Here is a 22296-nt window from a genome sequence, read left to right on the forward strand (position 1 = left end):
CATCCGCGCGGTGCAGAACCGCAAATTTGACGGTCGTCCGCTGGTGATTGTATGCGTACCTTCCGGCTCGACTCCGGTAGAACGCAAAGCGATCGTAGATGCCGCGCAAAGCGCCGGCGCTCGCGCTGTATACTTAATTGAAGAGCCGATGGCCGCTGCGATTGGCGCGGATCTTCCGGTAACGGAGCCGACCGGTTCGATGATTGTCGATATTGGCGGTGGTACAACGGAAGTCGCAGTTATATCGCTTGGTGGCATTGTTTATTCGCGGTCGGTGCGCTGTGCAGGCGATAAAATGAACGAAGCCATCATGAATTATGTTCGTCGCTATCATAATCTATTGATTGGCGAAGTCACCGCAGAGCGTATTAAGAAAACCATTGGTACCGCCAGTATTCCTGAACACGGCGAAGGCAAATTGATGGAAATTAAAGGCCGCGATTTGATGAATGGTGTTCCAAAAGAAATTGTTTTAAGTGAAGCGCAAATAGCAGAAGCCTTGGCAGATCCTGTTGGTCAAATTTTGGAAGCAGTGAAGGTTGCGTTAGAAAATACAGCGCCGGAATTGGCAGCAGATATTGTTGATAAGGGTATTGTGCTAACCGGCGGTGGGGCTTTGCTACGTAATTTGGATCTGGTGATGCGCCACGCAACTGGCTTGCCGGTAATGATTGCCGATGATCCACTCACTTGTGTCGTAATGGGCACGGGACGCGCGCTAGAGGATATGCGTAGTCTTAAAAATCTTCTCGTCGGGGGTTATTAAGATTGGTTAGGTATCGCAACAAGGGATTATCGCCTTCTATGCGCCCATTCGGGCAGCATATTCATGCGCTAATTCTTATTACGCTCGCAGTGTTGCTGATTGTTTTGAATATCTTCATGCCATCGCTGGTTTCAAAGGTGCGCATTACCTTTACGGATATGTTTGCGCCATTTATGCACGCGGCAGCAAAACCAGGCGAAGCCATTCAAGGGTTATCAACGGCCTTGCAGGATGTTGCGGGTGTGAGGGAAGAAAACAAAAAATTGCAACAGGAAGTTGCGGAGCTGCGTGCATGGCGTGATCTGGCCCAGCAGCAAGCCGATGAAAACAAAACCCTTCGCGGCTTGCTAAAATACAAAGATGAGTCAGTTATCAATTTTCTAACGGCCCGTGTGATTGCCGAAGTAGGTGGTAATTTCAACAACAGCGTGATTGTAACCGCAGGCTCGCGAGATGGTGTTGTAAAAAATATGATTGCGATGGGCGAAGACGGTGTCGTAGGCCGCGTGATAGAAACGGGGGAATGGTCATCGCGCGTTTTGCTGTTTAATGATTTAAACTTCCGTTTGCCTGTTATGCTGGAAGGAACTCAGCTTCGGGCGATATTATCGGGGGAGGGCACGGGGCTTCCCAAATTGCTGTTCATTCCACCAGAAGTCGATGTAAAGCTTGGCACGCGCGTTGTCACATCGGGCCATGGCGGCTTGTTTCCACCCAATCTTCCGGTGGGCGTCTTGCAGGGACGCAAGGGCGGCGATGCATGGCTTAACCCTTATGCCAAGCTTGACCGTCTGCAAGTGGTACGGCTGGTGCAATATAATCTTGCGGGTGCTGATAAAAATCCAATTAATCAGGAATTGAAACAGGGCACTCCGGAGACGACGCCATCACTTTTGCCTGGAAATCCTAACAAGGCGCATCCATGAGCACACCGTTACACCGATTTGAAGAGTTTACAAAAGCCAGCTTACCTGCCTTGAGCTGCGTTATATTTTTACTGTTGATGATTGTGCCATGGCCAACGTCAACAATTAAAGGCATTCTTTCTGTGTTTCCGCTTATGGCGCTATGTTACTGGGTTGTAAACCGTCCTGAACATTTCAGCATGGCATGGTCGTTTATTATCGGCTTTATGCAGGATGTATTGCTTGGCCAGCCTCTGGGCGTGACAGCGCTAACTTACCTTGCGGCTGATTTTTTCCTGCGCGGACAACGCCAATTCTTCCTGCAACAATCATTCCAGCATTTATGGATGATGTTCGGTATAGTGATTATCGGTGTGTCGGCTGCACAATGGCTGGTCGCTTCCCTCGTTATTCGCACATGGGTCGATGTTATGCCCGTGGTGCTTCGTGTTGTAGTTGGTATTCTATTTTTTCCGTTGGTCACCATGGTGCTTCATTATTTGCAGCGCAGCGTTTTTTCCAGATCCTAGGTGAGAGATGGGAATAATACGTGACACAGACAGGGGGCGCTTACTAACCCGCCGCGCATTTGTGATTGGCGCAGCGCAGGCTGGCCTGTTTGGTGTGTTATTCAACCGTCTATACAATCTACAAGTGAAGGAAGGTGACCGATACGTCACTTTGGCGGAAGAAAACCGCGTCAGTATGCGTGTGGTCTTGCCACCACGTGGCCTTATTATTGACCGCAAAGGCGTTATTCTCGCGCGTTCGGATAAAAGCTTTCGCGCTGTGCTTGTGCCGGAACAAACAAGGGATGTGAAAGAAACGCTGCGTTCCCTCTATGAAATGATGCCGTTTGAAGATTGGGAAAAAAAGCGTATTCAGAAAGATTTAAAGAAAAACCGTTCCTTCGTTCCTGTGCTGCTACGTGAAAACATTGATTGGGAAACACTGTCCATGCTGGAGCTTCATACGCCTGAATTGCCGGGCATCGTGATTGAAGCTGGCGAAACACGGTTTTATCCTTTTCGCGAGTCAACCGCACATATTCTTGGTTATGTGGGCGCGCCAACCGAAGAAGAAGCAAAAAATGATCCATTACTTAGTCAGCCAAGCTTCCGTCTTGGCAAAAGTGGCGTGGAGCGCATCTATGATCTTGATTTGCGCGGCGAACCGGGCAACTCACATCTAGAAGTAAACGCTTTTGGTCGTCCTGTGCGTGAGCTTGAAAAGCATGAAGGAAAGATCGGACACGAACTTCGTCTCACGCTAGATATGTCTTTACAGGATTTTGCACAAAAGCGTTTAACCGCAGAGCTCAGCGCCAGTTCAGTGGTGATGGATTGTGTGGATGGCAGCATTTACAGTATTGCGTCACACCCGTCCTTTGACCCTAACCAGTTTACTTATGGCATTTCCAAAGATTTATGGGGCAAGCTGAACAATGACCCGCTCGTACCACTTATTAACAAAGCCGTGATGGGTCTTTATGCGCCGGGTTCTACCTTTAAAACGATTGTGGCGCTTGCCGCGCTGGAAATAGGTATCAGCCCGAAGACCAGTTATTTCTGCCCAGGCCACCTTGATTTCGGTAATCATCGCTTCCATTGCTGGAAAAAAGGTGGTCATGGTTCAGTTGATATGAAGAAAGGCATATATCAATCCTGCGACGTATTTTTCTATCATACCAGCCAAAAAATAGGCATCGATAAGATTTATGAGATTGCGAAGCTGATGGGGTTGTCGCAAAAAATAGGCATTGATTTGCCAAACGAAAAAGCAGGACTTGTTCCCAACCGCGAATGGAAGCAGAAAAATTATAAAGAAGCCTGGCAACCCGGAGAAACATTGGTCGCATCTATTGGTCAAGGGTATATGCTGGCAACGCCGTTGCAATTGGCGGTAGCAACGGCGCGTATCGCCAGTGGTGTTGCGGTTAAACCGCACGTGATGCAAAGCGTGAAGGATGTGAAGCGTGCGCAGGAAACTTTCGCGCCACTGGCCTTAAAGCCAGAGAATTTGCAATTTGTGCGTGATGCTATGGCCGCTGTGTGCAAGCCTGGCGGTACTGCCGCAGCATCGCAAATCCCAGTCGCTGGATATGAAATCGGCGGCAAGACCGGAACATCGCAGGTGCGTCGTATTAGCAAAGCAGAGCGTTCCAAAGGCGTTATCCCAAATGAAAAACGTCCGTGGGAAGAACGCGATCATGCGTTATTTATCAGCTTCGCGCCCGTGCAAAACCCGCGCTATGTGTGCTGTGTTGTGGTGGAGCATGGCGGCGGCGGTTCAAAGAATGCTGCACCTATTGCCAGAGACCTGCTCATTGAAGTCATGAAACGTGATCCTGCAGGGGCTCTGCCCAAACCATTGGTCATGCCAGAAGGAAAAGATCCGAAATTGCCTGAGAAAAATGCGCCAGCTTCGCCAAATTCAGAGCCCGATACCCAGCTTGATCAGGATGAAGAGCTTATCATGGAAGATGATGATTTGACCGAAGATCCGATCAATTAATTGCCCGCTTTTAAATACGAAGCGCTTTGATATTTTCTGCATATTGGGCAGTACCGCCCTTAAATGTAGCTGTTCCAGCAACCAGCACATCTGCGCCAGCAGCAACGGCTAGTTTGGCAGTTTCGGGGTTGATCCCCCCATCTACTTCCAAATCAATTTTTTTGCCAGCCGCATCAATCATTTTGCGTAGCTGCTTAATTTTATCCAGCTGGTTGTCGATGAAACTTTGCCCACCAAATCCGGGGTTTACGCTCATGACCAATACCAGATCCACATCCCCAATCACATGTGCAATAGCATCGATTGGTGTGGCGGGGTTTAATGCAACTCCCGCTTTTTTGCCGCATGATTTAATCAGTTGCAGTGTACGGTGCAAATGTGGACCACTTTCAGGATGAACAGTGATAATATCTGCACCGGCATTGGCAAATTCAGCAACGTATGCATCAACGGGCGCAATCATCAAATGCACATCAAATATTTTTTTAGAATGCGTGCGCAAAGCTTTAACTACTAGCGGGCCAATCGTCAAATTTGGCACAAAATGCCCATCCATCACATCCACATGGATATAATCAGCGCCAGCGGCATCAATTGCCCGAACTTCTTCCCCCAATTTGGCAAAATCTGCGGATAAAATCGACGGGGCGATACGTGTGGCTTGTTGCGGCATTTAAAGTCTCAACTCGTTAAGCAATTTTCTTGAGGCGTGCGGCATAGAACCCGTCCATCCCGCCAAACGCCGCCATATAATAAGGAAGTGTACGCAAATCTCCCGCGCTTGTCACCCCTTCTTCCCATCCACCAAAATCGGCAGCGGTAACGGGCAGGCGCGCATAGTTGGGGTTTTTCTTTAAAAATGCATCAACCACACCGGCTCCTTCTTCATTTTGTAATGAACAGACCGCGTATATCAGCAGCCCATCTTTTTTTACGAAGTTTGCCACATGGTTCAGCATGCGCAATTGTAACGCGGCAAGACGTGTTACATCTTCAGGCTTTTTATGAATCATTAAATCAGGATGACGCCGCAAAGTGCCCGTTGCACTGCATGGTGCATCCAGAAATAAAACATCGGCAAGGTTATTGGGTTTAAACTCCAGCACATCAACCGATAATATATTGGCGTTCATTTTTATACGTTGCAGATTTTCACGAAGACGCTGCAACCGGCTTTGCGATTGGTCAATCGCTACCACCTTTGCGCCTTTGCTTAGAAACTGTGCTGTTTTACCGCCAGGTGCGGCGCAACAATCAAATACCAGTTTTCCTTTTACATCGCCTGCCATCATCGCTGGCAACGCTGCAGCGACATCTTGCACCCACCATTCACCCTCTGCAAAGCCGGGTAATTTTGTGATGTCATCTTGGGTGGCAAGGCGAAGGCTGCCATTTGGCAATAGCTGCGCATTTAATTCTTTTTGCCAGTGTGCAATATTGTCTTTAACTGTGATGTCCAAATAGGGTTCTCGCAGAGACGCTTGCGCAATCTTTCCCAAATTCTCAAGCCCATAATCGTTTTTCCAAGAATTGAGCAGCCAGTTCGGAAGCGCTTGCTGCCAACCTTGCGTTGCATCGTGAATGGGTTGTTCATTCGCAGCCGCCTTGCGTAATACGGCGTTGACTAAACCCCGCATAACCTTGTCATGCGGGCCAAGTAAATTGACGCAAGTATTCACAACCGCATGGGCAGGAGAATGTAAAAACAAAATGTGCGTAAAGCCAATTCGTAACGCCATTAATGCCGTGTGGGGCAACTTCTCCAGCGTTTTGGCGTATTGACGAATTCGGTAATCAAGAAAGCCAAACTGTCGAAGCGTTGTTAGAACAAGCAGGCGACATAGTGAACGATCACGTTGTTCTAATGTATTCACTTCTTTGGTCTGTTCCCATGCGTCTTCAATCGACACGGATTCATAGATAATTTTAAGGAGAATTTTATGCGCAAGCACACGTGCGTCTTTGGGGCGTGCGTCTTTTGGCTTCTGCGCGGACTTGGCTTTTTCTTTCGGTTCTGGCATGGTCATGGTTATGACGCAAAACCCTGACCCATTAAAGAATAATCAGCCGATACCCATCTCGCTTGAAAAAGGTGCGGTTAAGAAAGATGTCATCGTACAGAAAACTGGCGAAACAGGCGGTCAGGCTGGGCCAGAACCTACGCGATTTGGTGATTGGGAAAAAGGCGGCCGCTGCACCGATTTTTAGAAATTAAGCAGCGAGGGGTTCTTTCAAATCCTCAACGGCCATTTCCTTCACATGCCATGGAAGGCCCTGCTTTGCAACTTCCTCAAGGAATGGTTCAGGCGGTAATTGTTCGACATTGAACACCCCTTCACCTTTCCATGCGCCTTTTAAAATCATCATTGCGCCAACAACGGCTGGAACGCCGGTTGTGTAGGAAACAGCCTGCGCGCCAACTTCCTTGGCGGTTTGCGCATGATCACACACATTATAAATCAGCGCCTTGCGTGGCTTGCCATTTTTTACGCCCTGAATGATACAGCCGATGGATGTTTTGCCGGTGTAGTTTTCCGCAAGGGTGGATGGCACGGGCAGCAATGCGGTCAGGAATTGCAGCGGAATAATATCCATTCCTTGGAATTTAACCGGTTTGATGCTGGTCATGCCAACACTTTGCAATACATCAAGATGCTTGATGTAGTTATCGGAGAACGTCATCCAGAAACGAATGCGCTTCAGGCCCTTGATGTTTTTTACAAGGGATTCTTCTTCCTCATGATAAATCAGATAGGATTTGCGCGGACCAACTTCCGGATAATCAATCATGCGCGCAATGCTAAGTGGATCAATTTCAATCCATTTACCGTCTTCCCAATACTTACCGCGCTGCGTTACTTCGCGCAGGTTAATTTCAGGGTTGAAATTGGTCGCAAATGACTTGCCGTGGTTGCCGTCATTGCAGTCAATGATATCGATATAATCAATGCTATCAAACAGATTGTTCTGTGCATATGCGCAGTAAATGTTTGAAACGCCAGGATCAAAACCGCAGCCCAATACACCCATAATACCTTTGGCCTTGAACTTGTCATGGTATGGCCATTGCCATGAATAGGAGAACTTTGCTTCATCCTTTGGCTCATAATTGGCGGTGTCCAGATAATGCACACCGGTGGCTAGGCAAGCATCCATAATCGTCAAATCCTGATATGGCAATGCCATATTGATAACCAGCTTTGGCTTCACCTGATTGATAAGCGCGATAACGGCGTTGGTATCATCCGCATCAATTTGCGATACGGTGATTTCGCTTTTGCATTCGCTTTTGATTTTTTCGCACTTTGAAAGTGTGCGTGATGCAAGATGGATTTTTGTGAATACATCACGGTTCATGGCGCATTTTTTTGCAACCACACTACCTGCAGCACCTGCACCAATGATTAAAACTGTACCCATATTTCACTCCATATATATGCCGCAAGGGTTCAAAACCTTTCCGAAACATAACACCTGCTTGCAGAAATACAATGCTTTTATGGGGTTTTTAGGCGCTGTAGTTATGCTTGAAGTCGTCATAGCTGAAATGCCGCCAAACGCGATATTCGCCGGCTGCGTTGAGCACTGCCAAATCAGGGCGAGGATGGCCGTTAAACCAGTTTGCCTCGCCCAGCGAGTATTGAAGCCCATCCAGAAAGACAATCTTATTGCCAACCTCTAATGGTTTTTCAAACGCATAATCGCCCCACACATCACGCGCCATGCATGTGCGGGAGACAAAGGTATAGGTACTGCTATTGCCTTGGCTGGTCTCGGTTTCGCCAAGGACTGAAAGGCGAATGCCGGCTTTCATTACGTCAGGCACGTGGGCATTGGCTGACGCATCCAGTACAGCGTTTTGCGTGCCTTCATTGTTTTGTAATCCCAATACCGATGCCACGAGATAACCAGCGTCATATACTACCGCAGCGCCGGGTTCTAACACTGGCGTAATGTGTGGATAGGCTTTTTTGAATTCATTCAGCGCATGAACCAACACATCTAGCTTATAATCGACATGGGTTATAAAATGTCCGCCACCGAAGTTTACAGTTTTTACGTGATGTAAAACGCCTTTCAACAATTCGCCAACCTGGGTAATTAGACGTGCGGATTCTTCCGCCATGTTCTCACATAACGCATGGACATGCAGCGTATCAATCAACGTCCAATCGGCTTTGGAAAGCTCGGATACCGCCACACCAAAATGCGATCCAGCACGGCATGGATCGTATTTTGCAAATTTTGCCAATGACAGGGCGGGGTTAATGCGCAGACCAATCTTCACGCTCTTTTTATGTTTTCTGATGATCGGTCCGAACTGGTTTAACTGTTCCAGTGAATTGAAATAGATGTGAATATTGTTTTGCAATGACAGCAATTCATGGATTTCCTGTTCGCTATAGGCAGGGCAAAAGGTATGAATTTCAGTCTCGCTCTTTTTATAACCGTCTTTTGCTAACCGCGCTTCATAAACGCCGCTTGCTGTAAAACCATCTAACACATCGCCAATCATCTGGAAGATGGGCATTAAAGGGCAGCCTTTTATGGCAAACAGGATTTTGGCACCGGTACGCGTTTTGATATCGGCTAAGATTTTTAAATTATGCCCAAGGCGCAACTCATCCACTACAAAGGCGGGCGTTTGGATGGCGTTTAGTTTGCTGCTGATACGGTGCTGCATGGCGGTTTACTTCGAATCCGGTTAGTTTAAGCTTGTTAATTAACAAGATTGTAGCAGTTATCATAGAATAATATGATGCTCTTCCCACCCCTTTTACGCAGTGCCGGCTTATGACGCAATCCTTGCCCCTTCCTATTATTGCAACCGTGAAAGCGGCCTATGGCGATGTAATAGGCAATTTGAAAGCCTTCCTTGGCAGTATCTGGCTCATCCTCCTCATGATGGTATTGTTTGTCGAAATTCCGACACTGATTGTGACGCAGGAAATTTATAAATCCATTCATCCTGAGGTCCAAATAGCGCAGCAAGATATGGGTCCAAAACTCGATTTACCGCCAAGCGAAAAAGGTGTAACAGAAAAAATAGCAGAGGCAGAAAATTCACGTGCTGTGACAATCGCGGAGGCGCGGCAGGTGAAGGCAGAACATCTTGCCATGATTCTTGCGTTGAATCTGTTTCAGGTGGCTATGGTGTTTTCGTTTTCGGTTGCATGGTATCGCCAGTTATTACTCGGAGAAAAAAAGGATAAAACCATTATATTCCATTATGGCAAGCCGGAATGGCATTTCACACTTACTGCTATGAAATCCGGTTTTGCGCAAGCGCCGATTGTACTGGTGATGGTCAGTTTCTTCATGGCATCCATTCCTGAATTCGCAGGTGGAGAAGCGGTTAGTATTTCCGATAACTGGCCATTATTTATTGGCGGCATCGTACTGATGCTTTACCTGATTGCACGCACATCCATGAGCTATCCAATTACAGTGATGGGCGAGGTGACGGAGCCCTTTAAGCAATCATGGGTAATGACTAAACAAAATGTGTGGCGAATTTTTCTGGGTAATCTGCTGATAGGATTGCCGACAGTTATTGTTGCCTTGGGAATTGTAATTGGAGTCAGTTTGCTTATCAGTACTACGCAACAGAATGTTACAGGTGAAGCAGCACAGGCTATAAACCGTTTAAGCTTTGCGGAGCATGTCTTGTTTAAAACAATAGGGGCTGCCTTCATTCTGTTCCTGTTCGGGCTTATCTCCGCGTTTTATGCGCGTGCCTATGCCTTTATGATACGCACTAAACAAGCCTAATCAATCATTTTCGCTTAAATCTATATTCAATGCTTTGCGTGCGGTTTCAAATGAAAATCCGGCACGGCACATTCTGGCAAGTTCCTTTTTTGGATCTGCATTCTTTGTCTTGCGATGGATGCCAAGGCCTTTCTTTTTTGCAAAGATACGTGCCGCTTCCAAATCCATTTCGTCAAGGCTGTGGTCTTCACTGGACTCAATTATTTTTTCTTTAATCAGGTTTTTGCCAACGCCTTTATGTAATAATTTTTGCTGTATCTTCTGGCGTGATAATCCTGATTGCTTTGCGTGTTCAATAAAACGCTTTGCCACATCGCCGTCATTAATCCAGTTCTTTTCTTCATACCGGTTTAGAATTGCATTTTTCCAGCGAATAGCATCGCCGCTTGCAAATTCCTTATCGGCATAAGCAGCTTTATCAATATGCCGTTGCAAGGTTCGGCCAAGCATCCCGCGCGTAGCCGAATAACGGGTTACATAGCGTAGCGCCAAAAACTCCAACCGCTCTTTGGTTAGCGGTTTTAGCTTTTTTATTTTTCTGGAATTGTGTTTAAACATTGGCGGCTTACTGAAATCAAAGGTGAAAGTAAACTATAACAGTATTTTAATCTTCTGTTAAGTATATGAACTTAAACATTTTTTAAACAGAATGCCTGTATTCTGAGCATATATAAAATTTTAGGCAAACTGTATGATTGAAGCAATTTTAACAGAAGAACAAAAAAAACCACTCAAAGAGCCAGTGGTTACGGCTGCCAAAAAGCCAGTCTATAGCCGTTACTTCATCGAGCTTCATGTACCAGAAAACCGCGAAGCATCCCGCGTGCTGATGACTGAAATTAGCCGCCATGCTGCATTAGAATTCATTCAAGTGCTTCGTGACTGGGTTAAACACGAACACATGGCCAGTGAACTATCCAGCGTATCGGTTACCGCCATGGGGCAGGTGATGATAGTGTGCAGCCACCGTCTTATCGACATGGTGCGCGAGCAGGATATCTGGGCTATCTCGCATATCCGTTCGGCCGATCAGGCCGGTGATTTACGCCGTATTTCCGGAAAAGTATAAAGCTCCTGTAAAAACAGCTAGTCCTGTTCAATAGCATCGCTATACTTGGCGCATGCTCAATCCCGTTACATTTACATCAACCAAATCTGGAACGCGTCTGCTCGTGCTTGGCGCTGTTCATGGCAATGAAGTATGTGGTCCTGCCGCTATTGAACAGGTATTGGCGCGGTTCAATTCCGGCGAAATCAAAATAGAAGCGGGCCGCGTAACCTTTGTGCCGGTGTGCAATCCGCGCGCTTACGCTGAAAACAAACGCTTCATCGACAGAAATCTCAACCGTGCCATGTCAAAGCGTGCTGAACCAAGAATGTATGAAGAATTTTTGATGAATGAGCTTACGCCGCTTCTGGAAGATTGCGATGTATTGCTTGATATCCATTCCTATCGGGCTGGTGGGCCGGCTTTTGCGTTTCGCGGCGATGATCACCTGCGCGACCGTGAAGAACCGTTTATCGCGGCGCTGGGCCTTGACCACGTGATTTACGGTTGGACGGAGGCTTATGCTGCCAGCGGCGTGAAGATTGATCCGATTGAATCCGTGGGCACAACCGAATATGCACGGCAAAATGGCGCTATCGCTACTACTGTTGAATGCGGTCAGCATTTGGATCCCAGCGCGGTTCCCGTTGCCATTCGTGCGATCGAAGGGGCGTTATTGAAATGCGGTATCGCAAACGTGAACGTGCCAGCCGATGAAGGCAAAATGCGCCGTACACGTATTAAAAAACTTTTTTACAAGCAACGCAGCGGCGTATTCGCGCAGCCCTGGAAACATCTTGACGAAATCGCGGTTGGCACGGTGGTCGCCAGTTTTGATGATGGCGAAAAGATCACCGCGCCATTTAGCGGGCGTATTGTATTACCCCACGCCGACTGCCCTGTAGGACAGGAATGGTTTTATCTCGGTATTGATGAAACTTAGTCTCTCAGCAATTCATTGATTGATGTCTTTGAGCGCGTTTTTTCATCCACGCGCTTTACAATCACTGCGCAGGAAAGATTGGGGCCTGGGCTACCATCCTTCATCGGCTTTCCTGGCAATGTGCCGGGAACAACAACGGAATAGCTTGGTACGCGGCCCATAAATACTTCGCCTGTTTCGCGGTCAATAATTTTGGTTGATGCGCCAATAAATACGCCCATCGACAACACCGCACCTTTTTCAACAATCACGCCTTCGGCAACTTCGCTGCGTGCACCAATAAAACAATCATCTTCAATGATAACCGGATTGGCTTGCAAAGGTTCTAACACACCGCCAATACCTACGCCGCCGGAAAGATGTACATTCCTGCCGATTTGCGCGCATGACCCAACGGTGGACCATGTGTCGACCATGGTGCCTTCGCCTACATACGCGCCAACATTCACAAAAGACGGCATCAATACTGCGCCAGGCGCGATAAATGCAGAATGGCGAACAACGCAATTGGGCACCGCACGGAAACCTGCCTTGGCAAAGGCGTCTTCGCTCCAATGCTGAAACTTACTGGGCACTTTATCATACCAAGATGCGCCTCCAGGCCCACCGGTGATGCGCACGCTCTCATGTACGCGGAAGGAAAGCAAAATCGCTTTCTTGATCCATTGATGGGTAATCCATTTACCGTCAACTTTTTCGCATACGCGGCGTGCTCCTTTATCAAGGTCGTTCATTACGTGAATAACGGCGTAGCGGAATTTGGTGTCTTCGCGCGGTTTAATGGTATCGCGCTTTTCCCATGCTTCTTCAATAAGACCTTGGACTTCTTCGGGTTTAATCGTGTTCATTTCTTATGTTCCGGTAATTTGTTCAAGAAAAAGAGTTAAATCATTTATGACGTGATGGCAATGCGGATAGTGTTCGCCAGCTTTGGGCTTGGTTCGCAGCCATTCGGCCTCATGTCGCATCCATACCGTTGTCATCCCAAGTTCGGCAGCTGCCTTTAAATTCACCTGCATATCATCAATCATGCAGCAATCGGTAGCTTTCAGATTATAGCGGCGCAGTAAAGTTTCATATGGGCCTGTTTCCGGCTTACATACAAAATCACCATCGGCGATGTCAAAAATACCTTCAAAATGGTCGCGCAGTTGTAAATGGTTCAAAATGCGATTGGCGTGGCGGTGATCTGCATTTGTGAAAATGATTTTGCGGCCCGGTAATTTTTCAAAGAGTGCAGAAATTTTAGGGCAGGGGCCAATATCGGTCAGCTCAACATCATGCACATATTCCATGAATTGATGTGGGTCGATGTTATGCTCGGTCATCATCCCGCGCATCGTCGTTCCGTATTTTTTGAAATACTGGAAGCGCAAGTCATGCGCTGCTTCCCTGTCAATCTTGAAATAGTCCATCAGGAACAACCCCATGCGCTCATGGATTTGCGGGAACAGGTTGCTATCCGGCGAATACAGCGTGTTGTCCAGATCGAAAATCCAGCAGGAAATATCGCGTAATTCTGTTGGCATGATGATCTGACCCAAATCTAACTAATCAGGGTTCCATTACCTTTTGGCGTTAGTAATTCCAGCAATACGCTATGCGGGTCTTTGCCATTTAGAATAACCGCGCCTTTAACGCCGCTGCGCACTGCACTGATACAGGTTTGCAGCTTCGGGATCATGCCTCCTTTGGCAACGCCGTCCGTAATCGCTTTTTCGGTTTGCGAAACAGTCATTTCAGAAACAAGTTGGCCGTTTTTATCAAGGAAGCCTGCAACATCAGTTAGCAACATGAAACGCACCGCTTGCAATGCAGATGCAATCGCGCCGGCTAGGGTATCGGCATTAATATTTAATGTCTGGCCGTTTTCATCAACGCCCACGGGCGCGATAACTGGAATGCCATCTTCTTCCAGAATCTTTTTAAGGATATGCGTGTTGATTTTAATCGGTTCTCCAACAAACCCCAAATCCACGCCGTCTGGCGTAATTTTGCGCGCGCGCACCAGATTGCCATCTTTGCCCGTCAACCCAATCGCTACACCGCCGGCATTGCTGATGGATTGCACAAGCTCCTTATTGACTTTGCCTGCCAATACCATTTCAACGACTTCCATCGTAGCGGCATCGGTAACACGTAGGCCGTTTTTAAATGTGCTTTGAATATTCAGTTTTTTGAGGAACGCATCAATTTGCGGGCCGCCACCATGAACAATTACAGGGTGAATGCCAACTTGCTTCAGCAACACAATATCACGTGCAAAACGGAGCGCCGTTGCGTTATCATCCATCGCATGCCCGCCATATTTGATGACGAAACACTGTCCGCGGTATTGTTGCAGGAATGGCAATGCTTCAGCCAAAATACGGGCGATGCTACCCCATTCTTCTTTGCTTGGATTTTCGGTGTTAATCATTCGTTTTTCCTTCTGGGGATGATTATAACAGCCAGACGCTGAGCTTAAAGTGGAAATTTATGCCTCGCCTAAGCGGTTGTTCCGCGCAGCGGAACAGAGTGGGCGGTAAATTAATCCACGTACTGGGCAAGAAATAGCCGCAGTTCATCAATCCCAACGCCTTTTTCGGAGCTGGTGGCAAAGGCTTTTGGCCATGCAGGGCCGATTTTTTTAATCTCGGTTTCAACGCTGGCCTTAACGTCGTCCAGTTCAGCTTTTTTAATTTTATCGGTCTTGGTAATAACGGCTACAAACGGCACCGCATAAACATGAAGCTTATGTATGAATTCACGATCATTGTCTTTAATGCCGTGGCGTCCATCAATCAGCAGGCAAAGACGCTTTAAATTTCCACGGTCTTTTAAATACGCATCAATCAATACGTTCCATTCATATATCGCATCCTTCGATGCTTTGGCATATCCATAGCCCGGCATATCGACCAGCATCATGCGGTCGCCAAGACGGAAAAAATTCAATTGCTGTGTACGGCCCGGCGTATTTGAAACACGTGCCAGCATATCTTTCCCGGTCAGTGCGTTTACCAAACTTGATTTGCCAACATTGGATCGCCCAATAAATGCAATTTCCGGAAAGTGTTCGCTTGGCAATGATTCAGGCGTGGGTGCGCCTGCCGCAAATACACATGGCCCTGTAAAAAACGCTTCAGCTTTTTTTGGCGTTGTAATGCTTGCCATCAGGTTTTAGCGGTAGCGTCTTTATTGCTGCGGTGTTTAATCAAAACCTGCTGCGCGATGGCAAGTACGTTGCTTAGCGTCCAGTAAATCACCAATCCAGCTGACATACCCGCGAACAGGAATGTGAACATGATGGGCATCAGCATAAACACTTGCTGTGTGGTTTTGTCAGCTTGCGGTGGTGACAGCATCTGCTGGATGTACATTGTGGCGCCCATCAGCAACGGCCAAATACCCAAATGCAAGAATGAGAGGAACGATGGCAACGCAAACAAGCCAAACAGTGTGAAGATATTAGATGGGTCAGGTGCAGATAAATCATGTACCCAGCCATAAAATGGTGCATGACGCATTTCAATGCTAACCAGCAACACCTTGTATAACGCGAAGAACACAGGAATTTGAATGAGTATCGGCAAGCAACCCGAAAGCGGATTGATTTTTTCCTTTTGATACAGCTTGGTGACTTCCTCATTCATCTTGACGGGGTCAGCGCTGTAGCGTTCCTTTAAACGGTTCATTTCGGGCTGCAATTCTTTCATGCGGGCCATAGAACGGTAAGATGCTTCGGATAATGGGAAGAACAATAAACGCAACAAAATGGTGAATGCGATAATCGCAAGGCCATAATTGCCAAATGTTTTTCCAAGCCAGTCAATCACGTGGAAAAACGGTTTGGCGATAATGTAAAACCATCCAAAATCCACGGCCTTATCAAACATCGGTATCTTTAACGCATCACCGTAATTTTCCAGTGCCGCAACTTCTTTTGCGCCAGTAAACACATGATAGGTTTTGGAAGCATCTGCGCCCGCCTTGATAACAACCGGATCGCTCTTTACATCGCTTTGATAACGGTTTTGGCCATTCACACTGCTGTAAAGAAAGCGGGCGGTGAGGTTATCGTTCTGGTCTGGAATAATCCCTGTGAACCAATACACATCCGCCATGCCAATCCAGCCACCTTTGCTGGTATAGGTTGTCAGCGGTTCATCCTTCAATTTCTTGTAATCTTTTTCGCGCAACTGGCCGTCTAATACGCCTGTTAGGCCTTCATGCGATGTGCCTGCACCAACATGCGCTGGCAAGCCATGGCGTGATACCAAACCAAACGGAACCAGCGTTACATCTGCGCCAGAGCTATTGGTAACTTTATCGGTTACGGTGAACATATAATTACCATCAAGATTGATGGTGCGCTCAAACTTCAAACCTTGACCATTATCCCAATGCAGCACAACCGATTTGCCCGCGGTCAGTTTGGTGGCATCACTTTGCCATTCTGTATCACCCGCAGGCAATTTGGTTTTTTCATCCGTCGCCAGCCAGCCCAGTTCTGCGTAATAGGCCGGGTGCTCTTGATTGCTGCCAGCAGGAGAAAGCAACACGATTTCCGGACTGCTTTTATCCACCGTTTCGTGATAGCGGATGAGCGTCAAGTCATCAAAGCGTGCACCCTTTAAATTAATCGACCCATGAATATGTTCGTTGCCCAATGAAATACGTTTGCTTGCGGCAATCACTTCGCTGCGTTGCTTGGGTGCGGTCACGGTTTCAACAACAGGTTGCTCTTTGGCGATAATTTGTGTGGCTTGCACCTGGCTTTGTGCGGCGCGTTGTTTTGGCACTTCGTAAAACCAGTGAAAGCCCATCAAAATCATGATGGAGATACCAATGGCCAAAAAGAAATTCGTATTGTCATTCATCTGTCGTTACTTCTCTTGTGTGGGGTCGCGCATTCTTATCACGGGGCGGCACAGGGTCAAACCCAAAACCGCCAGCCGGATGGCAGCGGCATATACGTTTTATGCCTAAAACTCCGCCTGCCCACGGGCCATGAATCTTAATTGCTTCAATAGTGTAAACAGAACACGTTGGCTGGAAACGGCAAAACCGCCCGATGATGGGCGATAACGTCCAACGGTAAAGCTGGATGGCTCCAATCATTACAGTTGCGATGACATATTCGGCAATGGTCAGGAGCTTACTTTTTGGCATTTCAAAACCTTAAGGGCTTTTTCCAAATCGCTGATCAGTTGCGTGAATTCCCGTGTGGCAATTGCCTCGCGTGCCACTAGAACATAATCGCCTGGCGTTGCCAGCTTCAATAAATGGTTTTCAGCTAACGCGCGAAGACGGCGACGTGCACGGTTTCTGGCAACAGCGTTGCCCAGCTTTTTTGTGGCGGTCAGGCCATAACGAACAAGAGATGCTTCTTCTTTGCTTTTTTGTAAAACAAACCCTGATGATACAAAACGGATGCCACTTGCAGCAACGCGCAAAAAATCACTACGAACTAAGAGACGATTATTTTTGGGATTGGTTTTTGTGCTCAACTAATCTTTAAGCGGAAAGACGCTTACGACCTTGTGCGCGGCGACGCGAAATAACACGCCGGCCATTTTTGGTAGCCATGCGGGCGCGGAAGCCGTGGCGACGCTTGCGAACCAAGCGGCTAGGTTGATATGTGCGTTTCATCCGCGTACTCCTGAACTACAATAAAAGCTAAAAAAGGGGCCATCTCAGGGGGCCACCAAAGCGAGGATTTTTATAGGAAAACAAGTTGCAGAGTCAACAACTTATGTTGTGCTCATGGGGCCTAATGGTAAATCCTTGCCGGATAAGGACTTTTACGGCATAAATCGTGGCCTAAAATGACCCCAATTCTTAAGAGGCTCTATATGTTACAGGGATTAGTTAACTGGCTGCTTGGCATTATGTTGTCCATCGTTGCCTTGGCTGGGCTATTTCTTGCGGCCAAAGGCGCTACGCAAGATGCGTACGTGTTCGGCCTGACACTTTTTGGCTTATCATTACTTTGCCTTGGTGTCTTGGTGCGTAATGCGCTTGATAAAGCCGAACACCACTAATTTTTAATTCAAAACAGTATGAGGATAAAGTTATGAGCGGGGAATTTCTCACTCTGGATGATATTGACGTCTCGAATAAAGTTGTGCTGTTGCGCGGCGATTTGAATGTGCCGGTGCAAAACGGTGTGGTGGGTGATATGACCCGTTTGCAGCGTTTATTGAAAACCATTCAGGAACTTAAACGCAAAAAAGCAAAAATTGTTGTGCTATCACATTTTGGCCGTCCAAAAGGCAAAGTGGATATGTCCATGTCGCTCGGACAAATTGTTCCTGTCCTCTCCGGATTACTGAATGAACGCGTTGATTTCTGTGATGAATCAATTGGCAATAAAGCCAAGGCCGCGATTGCCAAATTGAACAGCGGCGAGGTGCTGGTTTTGGAAAACACCCGCTTTCATAAAGGTGAGGAAGAAAACGATATTAGCTTAAGCAATTCATTTGCAGCGTTGGGTGATGTATTTGTGAACGATGCGTTTTCGGTAACGCATCGCGCACACTCATCAACCGAAGGTATTGCGCATCTGCTGCCATCCTGCTGTGGCCGTGATATGCAAAATGAATTGGAAGCTTTGGCAAAGGCGCTGGATAAACCGGTTCGTCCTGTGGTGGCGATTGTGGGTGGGTCCAAAGTTTCAACCAAGCTTGCATTACTCAGTAACCTCACCGCAAAAGTCAATGTGATGGTGCTTGGCGGTGGTATGGCAAATACCTTCATTGCCGCACAAGGCATGGCCGTTGGTAAATCGCTTTATGAACCTGACATGCTCGATACTGCGCGCAAAATCATGGCAGAGAGCAAACAAAAAGGCTGTACGATTCTATTGCCAAGCGATGTGGTGGTGGCTGGAACTTTTGCAGCGAATGTTCCAACTGAAACCGTAATGGTTGAGCATATTCCAGCCGACAAAATGGCATTGGATGTTGGGCCAAAAACAGTTGCCGCCATACAGGCTGCGCTGAACGAGGCTAAAACAATTGTGTGGAATGGCCCGCTTGGTGCGTTTGAAATTCCACCCTTTGAAAAAGCGACGATGGCGGTTGCCAAAACAATTGCCAGCCTTACATCAAAGGGGGCTGCGCTATCGGTTGCGGGCGGCGGGGATACCGTCGCTGCCGTAAATATGGCACAAGTCGGGAATAGCCTTTCCTACGTCTCGACAGCAGGTGGTGCATTCCTTGAGTGGTTGGAAGGATGCGCATTGCCCGGTGTTGAAGTGTTACGCAAACAAAGAAAACCAGAGGCGCGCGCTGCAAATGTTTAAGCGCCTTATCAGTTAGGAGACTGTCATGGCTAATTCACTAAAAGGCAAATGCGCGGTAATCACCGGTTCAACCAGTGGCATCGGCATGGGAATGGCAAAAACACTGGCCGCTGAAGGTGCGCATGTCATGATTAACGGCTTTGGTGATGCAGCAACAATTGAAGCCGAGCGCGCAGGCATGGAAAAGCAGTATGGTGTAAAGGTACGTTACAACGCCGCCGATATTTCAAAACCCGATCAAGTCGAAGCGATGATTAAAGCGGCCAATACTGAATTGGGTTCAGTGGATATTCTCGTCAACAATGCAGGTATTCAATTCACATCGCCAGTTGAAAATTTCCCCCTCGATAAATGGGATGCAATTTTGGCAACCAATTTGTCTTCCGCTTTTTATGGTATTAAGTATGCGCTGCCATTCATGCGTGCCAAAAAATGGGGCCGCATTGTCAATACAGCGTCAACCCATGGCCTTGTCGCTTCAAAGGAAAAAGCAGCTTATGTCGCAGCAAAACATGGTGTAATCGGGCTAACCAAGGTGGTTGCACTGGAAACCGCAGGATCGGGAATTACGTGTAATTCGATATGCCCCGGCTGGGTATTGACGCCGCTGGTCCAAAAGCAGATCGATGCGATTGCCGCCGAACAGAAGATCAGTAACGATGCCGCGAAAGAAAAATTGCTATCCGAAAAGCAACCCTCAAAGCAATTTGCAACGCCCGAAGAACTCGGCGCATTATTGGTATTTCTCTGCGGTGATGCTGCCGCGCAAATCACAGGTTCGGCTATGACCATGGATGGCGGCTGGACTGCACAATAAAAATACCGCACAATACGTAGTATGACCCACACATCAAAAAAAATTGTCAATCTCGCGCTGCAAGGTGGTGGGGCGCACGGCGCATTTACATGGGGCGTGCTCGAACAGTTATTGCTCGATGGACGTGTAGCATTCAAAACCATCAGCGGCACCAGTGCAGGTTCAATGAATGCAGCAGTGTTTGCCTATGGTCTTCTTAAAGGCGGAGCAGATAAGACAATCCAACTGCTGGAAATGTTCTGGCGAAAGGTAAGTGATTCCGGACGTTTTGGCGCATTTGCAGCATCGAATACAATGGATCAGCTTCTTGGCCCCATGAAAATGATGGCGTCTGGTACCTATGCGGGTTTCGATATGATGTCGAAATACTTTTCGCCCTATCAGCTTAATCCGCTGGGATTAAATCCGCTTAAAGATGTATTGCTCAGCCTCATCGATTTCGATGAATTGCGCAAAAGTAGTATGATCAATCTCCACATCTCGGCAACCGATGTTCTGCGTAGCAAGCTTAAAATATTCACTGGGAATGAAATTACAGTTGAAGCGGTATTGGCATCCGCCTGCTTGCCGCAATTATTTCAGGCGGTGGTAATCGATGGCAATTATTATTGGGATGGCGGGTTTATGGGTAATCCAAGTCTATTTCCATTAACTGAATGCGATGCCACCAATGATATCATGATTGTGCAGATTGATCCTATTTTCCGTGATGCGGTTCCTCGCACATCCGATACAATTGCCGACCGTTTGAACGAGATTAGTTTCAATTCACCTTTGCTGGTGGAATTACGCGGGCTTCGCCTTGTTAACAAGCTGCTTATCGATGGGCATCTTAATGAACAGCTATGCGGTCTCCGCCAATTGCATCTGCATATGGTGGGTGATGAAAAAGTTATGTCTGGCTTGCCGCTTGAAAGCAAGTTTAATCCCGAATGGAATTTTCTTCTTTCACTGCGTGAAGCGGGTAAGACTGCCACCAAAAAATGGCTCAGCGCGCATTTCGATGATTTGGGTGTTAAAAGCACGCTGGACATCGATAAGCTTGTTGCTTAATCAGCCCTTATTCTTTGTTGCAGATGATTTCTGCGGGCAGCGCAACATTTTGTGGGTTAATCGTCTTCACTATTTTATATACATCCCATGGATGCCCGCGGTCTTCATTGCGTATGGATGATAACAGAAGTAAACGGTGTGCAACCAGTCCGTCATTACGAATATGACTTGCGCCAAATAGCGGATCAGCAAGTGCTGCACCTTTCATACGGCCCAATATATCTTGCGCATCGCCGTTTTGTGCAATCTTCAAACTTTCAAGATAATGCCGTACGGACGAATAGACGCTTGCTTGAATATCTGTAGGCATTGCGCCTCTGTTCCGGGTTGCAAACTTGGTTGACCATTCGCGCGTTGTGCCATCCTGATTCCAGTAAAATGGCGATACAGTATAGAATGTTGGTGCTGGTTTGCTTCCCAACTCATGGATATCAGACAGTGAAAGGGTGGTGAATGCAACCGGAGGTATATCTTTGTCTTTACCATGCACAGGCCAATGATTTAGTAAATGCAGCACATCGGGGCGGTCGAACGCCAGAAAAATAACATCGGCTTTTACATCTTCCGCTTGTTCGAGAATAATCGAAAGCCCGCTCATCCGCTTGCCGAATTGTGCTTCGCCCACTAATTCAGCGCCACTATCCTTAATGCGCCTTTTGGCAATTTTAGCAAGATCGCAGCTATAGCCATCTTCACTCTTAATAACGAACCAACGCTTCTTTTTATCGTCTACCAGTGCTTGAATTAAATTCACTGTCAATGTGTCGCGGTCATAAAGCCATGACAAGCTATTATTGTGACACGATGCATCACGAAACCGTGTAGAGCTTGGGCTGGAAGTAAGCAGAATTTTTTTCTGTTCTTTGAAATAATCTTGCAGTTTGGCAGCGATAGGTCCGTTTGGAACATCGACCACTACGTCCACGCCTTGTTTGCTAAGCCAGCTTTCGCTGATATGTTGGGCAAGGTCACCGCGATTCTGGAAATCTGCATTGATGACTACAATGGGTTTACCATTCACATTGCTTCCCAAATCTTCAACCGCCAATTGCGCTGCTTCAACCGAACCAAGTCCGGATGATGCCGCCATCCCGCCGCTCATATCGGTCAGCACGCCGATGCGTACGGCATCGCTCTGCGCCGCCATTAGGGGTGCTGAAAAAGCGACTAGGCTCAAAAAAAATGCGTTA

Annotated in this window: 26 protein-coding genes; 12 read left to right on the forward strand and 14 right to left on the reverse strand. The window is 47.3% G+C overall.

The window, feature by feature from the left end; translation table 11 throughout:
- From SFW65_08705 to mrdA, 4 genes are all read left to right on the forward strand, one after another.
- Positions 1-766, forward strand: a 766-nt coding sequence (locus SFW65_08705; GenBank protein ID MDX1923192.1) for a rod shape-determining protein, incomplete at its 5' end; no start/stop codon positions are given.
- A gap of 38 nt (positions 767-804) precedes the next feature.
- Positions 805-1692, forward strand: coding sequence for a rod shape-determining protein MreC (mreC, locus tag SFW65_08710; protein ID MDX1923193.1), 888 nt, complete (start codon positions 805-807; stop codon positions 1690-1692).
- Positions 1689-2201, forward strand: a complete 513-nt coding sequence (mreD, locus tag SFW65_08715; GenBank protein MDX1923194.1) for a rod shape-determining protein MreD — start codon at positions 1689-1691, stop codon at positions 2199-2201. The genes mreC and mreD overlap by 4 nt, the downstream gene beginning before the upstream one ends.
- A gap of 7 nt (positions 2202-2208) precedes the next feature.
- On the forward strand, positions 2209-4185 hold the full coding sequence (mrdA, locus tag SFW65_08720; GenBank protein MDX1923195.1) for a penicillin-binding protein 2: 1977 nt from the start codon (positions 2209-2211) through the stop codon (positions 4183-4185).
- A 10-nt stretch (positions 4186-4195) separates the two neighbouring features.
- On the opposite strand, the gene rpe is transcribed toward mrdA, so the two are convergent.
- Positions 4196-4858, reverse strand: coding sequence for a ribulose-phosphate 3-epimerase (rpe, locus tag SFW65_08725; GenBank protein MDX1923196.1), 663 nt, complete (start codon positions 4856-4858; stop codon positions 4196-4198).
- A 16-nt stretch (positions 4859-4874) separates the two neighbouring features.
- Positions 4875-6206 (reverse strand): transcription antitermination factor NusB, encoded by a 1332-nt coding sequence (locus SFW65_08730; protein MDX1923197.1) that lies wholly within the window; start codon positions 6204-6206, stop codon positions 4875-4877.
- A gap of 10 nt (positions 6207-6216) precedes the next feature.
- Here SFW65_08730 and SFW65_08735 point away from each other — a divergent pair, with 10 nt between their 5' ends.
- A complete protein-coding gene (locus SFW65_08735; GenBank protein MDX1923198.1) occupies positions 6217-6393 on the forward strand; it encodes a DUF1674 domain-containing protein in 177 nt (58 codons plus the stop codon).
- A gap of 3 nt (positions 6394-6396) precedes the next feature.
- Here SFW65_08735 and SFW65_08740 read toward each other — a convergent pair whose 3' ends face one another.
- Entirely contained in the window at positions 6397-7605 is a 1209-nt protein-coding gene (locus tag SFW65_08740) for a saccharopine dehydrogenase family protein (GenBank protein ID MDX1923199.1), read from the reverse strand.
- An 88-nt stretch (positions 7606-7693) separates the two neighbouring features.
- Positions 7694-8869 (reverse strand): carboxynorspermidine decarboxylase, encoded by a 1176-nt coding sequence (locus SFW65_08745; GenBank protein MDX1923200.1) that lies wholly within the window; start codon positions 8867-8869, stop codon positions 7694-7696.
- Positions 8870-8979: 110 nt separating this feature from the next.
- On the opposite strand from SFW65_08745, the gene SFW65_08750 reads away from it, so the two are divergent.
- Positions 8980-9957: a hypothetical protein gene (locus SFW65_08750; GenBank protein ID MDX1923201.1), complete on the forward strand. Its 978-nt coding sequence runs from the start codon at positions 8980-8982 to the stop codon at positions 9955-9957.
- On the opposite strand, the gene SFW65_08755 is transcribed toward SFW65_08750, so the two are convergent.
- A complete protein-coding gene (locus SFW65_08755) occupies positions 9958-10449 on the reverse strand; it encodes a RecX family transcriptional regulator (GenBank protein ID MDX1923202.1) in 492 nt (163 codons plus the stop codon).
- 199 nt (positions 10450-10648) lie between these two features.
- On the opposite strand from SFW65_08755, the gene SFW65_08760 reads away from it, so the two are divergent.
- Both SFW65_08760 and SFW65_08765 read left to right on the forward strand, forming a co-directional pair.
- Positions 10649-11026 (forward strand): hypothetical protein, encoded by a 378-nt coding sequence (locus tag SFW65_08760; GenBank protein ID MDX1923203.1) that lies wholly within the window; start codon positions 10649-10651, stop codon positions 11024-11026.
- A gap of 52 nt (positions 11027-11078) precedes the next feature.
- Positions 11079-11948: a succinylglutamate desuccinylase/aspartoacylase family protein gene (locus tag SFW65_08765; protein ID MDX1923204.1), complete on the forward strand. Its 870-nt coding sequence runs from the start codon at positions 11079-11081 to the stop codon at positions 11946-11948.
- Here the strand turns inward: SFW65_08765 and dapD are convergent.
- The 8 genes from dapD to rpmH all read right to left on the reverse strand — a co-directional run bounded on the left by dapD (position 11945) and on the right by rpmH (position 17582).
- Positions 11945-12796, reverse strand: a complete 852-nt coding sequence (gene dapD / locus SFW65_08770; GenBank protein MDX1923205.1) for a 2,3,4,5-tetrahydropyridine-2,6-dicarboxylate N-succinyltransferase — start codon at positions 12794-12796, stop codon at positions 11945-11947. The genes SFW65_08765 and dapD overlap by 4 nt on opposite strands.
- A gap of 3 nt (positions 12797-12799) precedes the next feature.
- Positions 12800-13477: a pyrimidine 5'-nucleotidase gene (locus SFW65_08775; GenBank protein MDX1923206.1), complete on the reverse strand. Its 678-nt coding sequence runs from the start codon at positions 13475-13477 to the stop codon at positions 12800-12802.
- A gap of 17 nt (positions 13478-13494) precedes the next feature.
- Positions 13495-14367 (reverse strand): acetylglutamate kinase, encoded by an 873-nt coding sequence (argB, locus tag SFW65_08780; protein ID MDX1923207.1) that lies wholly within the window; start codon positions 14365-14367, stop codon positions 13495-13497.
- 110 nt (positions 14368-14477) lie between these two features.
- Positions 14478-15104 (reverse strand): ribosome biogenesis GTP-binding protein YihA/YsxC, encoded by a 627-nt coding sequence (yihA, locus tag SFW65_08785; protein ID MDX1923208.1) that lies wholly within the window; start codon positions 15102-15104, stop codon positions 14478-14480.
- A complete protein-coding gene (gene yidC, locus SFW65_08790) occupies positions 15104-16810 on the reverse strand; it encodes a membrane protein insertase YidC (GenBank protein ID MDX1923209.1) in 1707 nt (568 codons plus the stop codon). Before yidC ends, yihA begins: the two co-directional genes overlap by 1 nt.
- A complete protein-coding gene (yidD, locus tag SFW65_08795; protein MDX1923210.1) occupies positions 16803-17102 on the reverse strand; it encodes a membrane protein insertion efficiency factor YidD in 300 nt (99 codons plus the stop codon). Before yidD ends, yidC begins: the two co-directional genes overlap by 8 nt.
- Positions 17081-17440, reverse strand: coding sequence for a ribonuclease P protein component (gene rnpA, locus SFW65_08800; GenBank protein MDX1923211.1), 360 nt, complete (start codon positions 17438-17440; stop codon positions 17081-17083). Before rnpA ends, yidD begins: the two co-directional genes overlap by 22 nt.
- Positions 17441-17447: 7 nt before the next feature.
- Positions 17448-17582, reverse strand: a complete 135-nt coding sequence (gene rpmH, locus SFW65_08805; protein MDX1923212.1) for a 50S ribosomal protein L34 — start codon at positions 17580-17582, stop codon at positions 17448-17450.
- A 203-nt stretch (positions 17583-17785) separates the two neighbouring features.
- Here rpmH and SFW65_08810 point away from each other — a divergent pair, with 203 nt between their 5' ends.
- From SFW65_08810 to SFW65_08825, 4 genes are read left to right on the forward strand one after another with little or no spacing between them, the layout of a single operon-like run.
- A complete protein-coding gene (locus SFW65_08810) occupies positions 17786-17974 on the forward strand; it encodes a hypothetical protein (protein MDX1923213.1) in 189 nt (62 codons plus the stop codon).
- Positions 17975-18006: 32 nt separating this feature from the next.
- Entirely contained in the window at positions 18007-19236 is a 1230-nt protein-coding gene (locus SFW65_08815; GenBank protein MDX1923214.1) for a phosphoglycerate kinase, read from the forward strand.
- Positions 19237-19261: 25 nt separating this feature from the next.
- On the forward strand, positions 19262-20053 hold the full coding sequence (locus SFW65_08820; protein ID MDX1923215.1) for a 3-hydroxybutyrate dehydrogenase: 792 nt from the start codon (positions 19262-19264) through the stop codon (positions 20051-20053).
- A 21-nt stretch (positions 20054-20074) separates the two neighbouring features.
- Complete coding sequence (locus SFW65_08825; protein MDX1923216.1) at positions 20075-21106, forward strand: patatin-like phospholipase family protein; 1032 nt, start codon at positions 20075-20077, stop codon at positions 21104-21106.
- 7 nt (positions 21107-21113) lie between these two features.
- On the opposite strand, the gene SFW65_08830 is transcribed toward SFW65_08825, so the two are convergent.
- Positions 21114-22253 carry an ABC transporter substrate-binding protein gene (locus SFW65_08830; protein MDX1923217.1) on the reverse strand — a complete coding sequence of 380 codons (1140 nt, stop codon included), beginning with the start codon at positions 22251-22253 and terminating at the stop codon, positions 21114-21116.
- Positions 22254-22296 lie beyond the last annotated feature (43 nt).

It is taken from the genome of Alphaproteobacteria bacterium, assembly GCA_033762625.1.
GTDB lineage: Bacteria > Pseudomonadota > Alphaproteobacteria > UBA9219 > RGZA01 > RGZA01.

Excerpts from the sequence above, each read along its gene's own strand:
- rpe (MDX1923196.1), bottom strand. The coding sequence starts at position 4,858 with ATGCCGCAACAAGCCACACGTATCGCCCCGTCGATTTTATCCGCAGAT.
- SFW65_08735 (MDX1923198.1), top strand. The coding sequence starts at position 6,217 with ATGACGCAAAACCCTGACCCATTAAAGAATAATCAGCCGATACCCATC.
- mrdA (MDX1923195.1), top strand. The coding sequence starts at position 2,209 with ATGGGAATAATACGTGACACAGACAGGGGGCGCTTACTAACCCGCCGC.
- yihA (MDX1923208.1), bottom strand. The coding sequence starts at position 15,104 with ATGGCAAGCATTACAACGCCAAAAAAAGCTGAAGCGTTTTTTACAGGG.
- SFW65_08765 (MDX1923204.1), top strand. The coding sequence starts at position 11,079 with ATGCTCAATCCCGTTACATTTACATCAACCAAATCTGGAACGCGTCTG.
- yidD (MDX1923210.1), bottom strand. The coding sequence starts at position 17,102 with ATGCCAAAAAGTAAGCTCCTGACCATTGCCGAATATGTCATCGCAACT.
- SFW65_08820 (MDX1923215.1), top strand. The coding sequence starts at position 19,262 with ATGGCTAATTCACTAAAAGGCAAATGCGCGGTAATCACCGGTTCAACC.
- SFW65_08815 (MDX1923214.1), top strand. The coding sequence starts at position 18,007 with ATGAGCGGGGAATTTCTCACTCTGGATGATATTGACGTCTCGAATAAA.
- argB (MDX1923207.1), bottom strand. The coding sequence starts at position 14,367 with ATGATTAACACCGAAAATCCAAGCAAAGAAGAATGGGGTAGCATCGCC.
- SFW65_08830 (MDX1923217.1), bottom strand. The coding sequence starts at position 22,253 with ATGGCGGCGCAGAGCGATGCCGTACGCATCGGCGTGCTGACCGATATG.
- SFW65_08810 (MDX1923213.1), top strand. The coding sequence starts at position 17,786 with ATGTTACAGGGATTAGTTAACTGGCTGCTTGGCATTATGTTGTCCATC.
- SFW65_08740 (MDX1923199.1), bottom strand. The coding sequence starts at position 7,605 with ATGGGTACAGTTTTAATCATTGGTGCAGGTGCTGCAGGTAGTGTGGTT.
- SFW65_08730 (MDX1923197.1), bottom strand. The coding sequence starts at position 6,206 with ATGCCAGAACCGAAAGAAAAAGCCAAGTCCGCGCAGAAGCCAAAAGAC.
- SFW65_08760 (MDX1923203.1), top strand. The coding sequence starts at position 10,649 with ATGATTGAAGCAATTTTAACAGAAGAACAAAAAAAACCACTCAAAGAG.
- dapD (MDX1923205.1), bottom strand. The coding sequence starts at position 12,796 with ATGAACACGATTAAACCCGAAGAAGTCCAAGGTCTTATTGAAGAAGCA.
- SFW65_08750 (MDX1923201.1), top strand. The coding sequence starts at position 8,980 with ATGACGCAATCCTTGCCCCTTCCTATTATTGCAACCGTGAAAGCGGCC.
- mreD (MDX1923194.1), top strand. The coding sequence starts at position 1,689 with ATGAGCACACCGTTACACCGATTTGAAGAGTTTACAAAAGCCAGCTTA.
- rpmH (MDX1923212.1), bottom strand. The coding sequence starts at position 17,582 with ATGAAACGCACATATCAACCTAGCCGCTTGGTTCGCAAGCGTCGCCAC.
- SFW65_08745 (MDX1923200.1), bottom strand. The coding sequence starts at position 8,869 with ATGCAGCACCGTATCAGCAGCAAACTAAACGCCATCCAAACGCCCGCC.
- yidC (MDX1923209.1), bottom strand. The coding sequence starts at position 16,810 with ATGAATGACAATACGAATTTCTTTTTGGCCATTGGTATCTCCATCATG.
- SFW65_08775 (MDX1923206.1), bottom strand. The coding sequence starts at position 13,477 with ATGCCAACAGAATTACGCGATATTTCCTGCTGGATTTTCGATCTGGAC.
- mreC (MDX1923193.1), top strand. The coding sequence starts at position 805 with ATGCGCCCATTCGGGCAGCATATTCATGCGCTAATTCTTATTACGCTC.
- SFW65_08825 (MDX1923216.1), top strand. The coding sequence starts at position 20,075 with ATGACCCACACATCAAAAAAAATTGTCAATCTCGCGCTGCAAGGTGGT.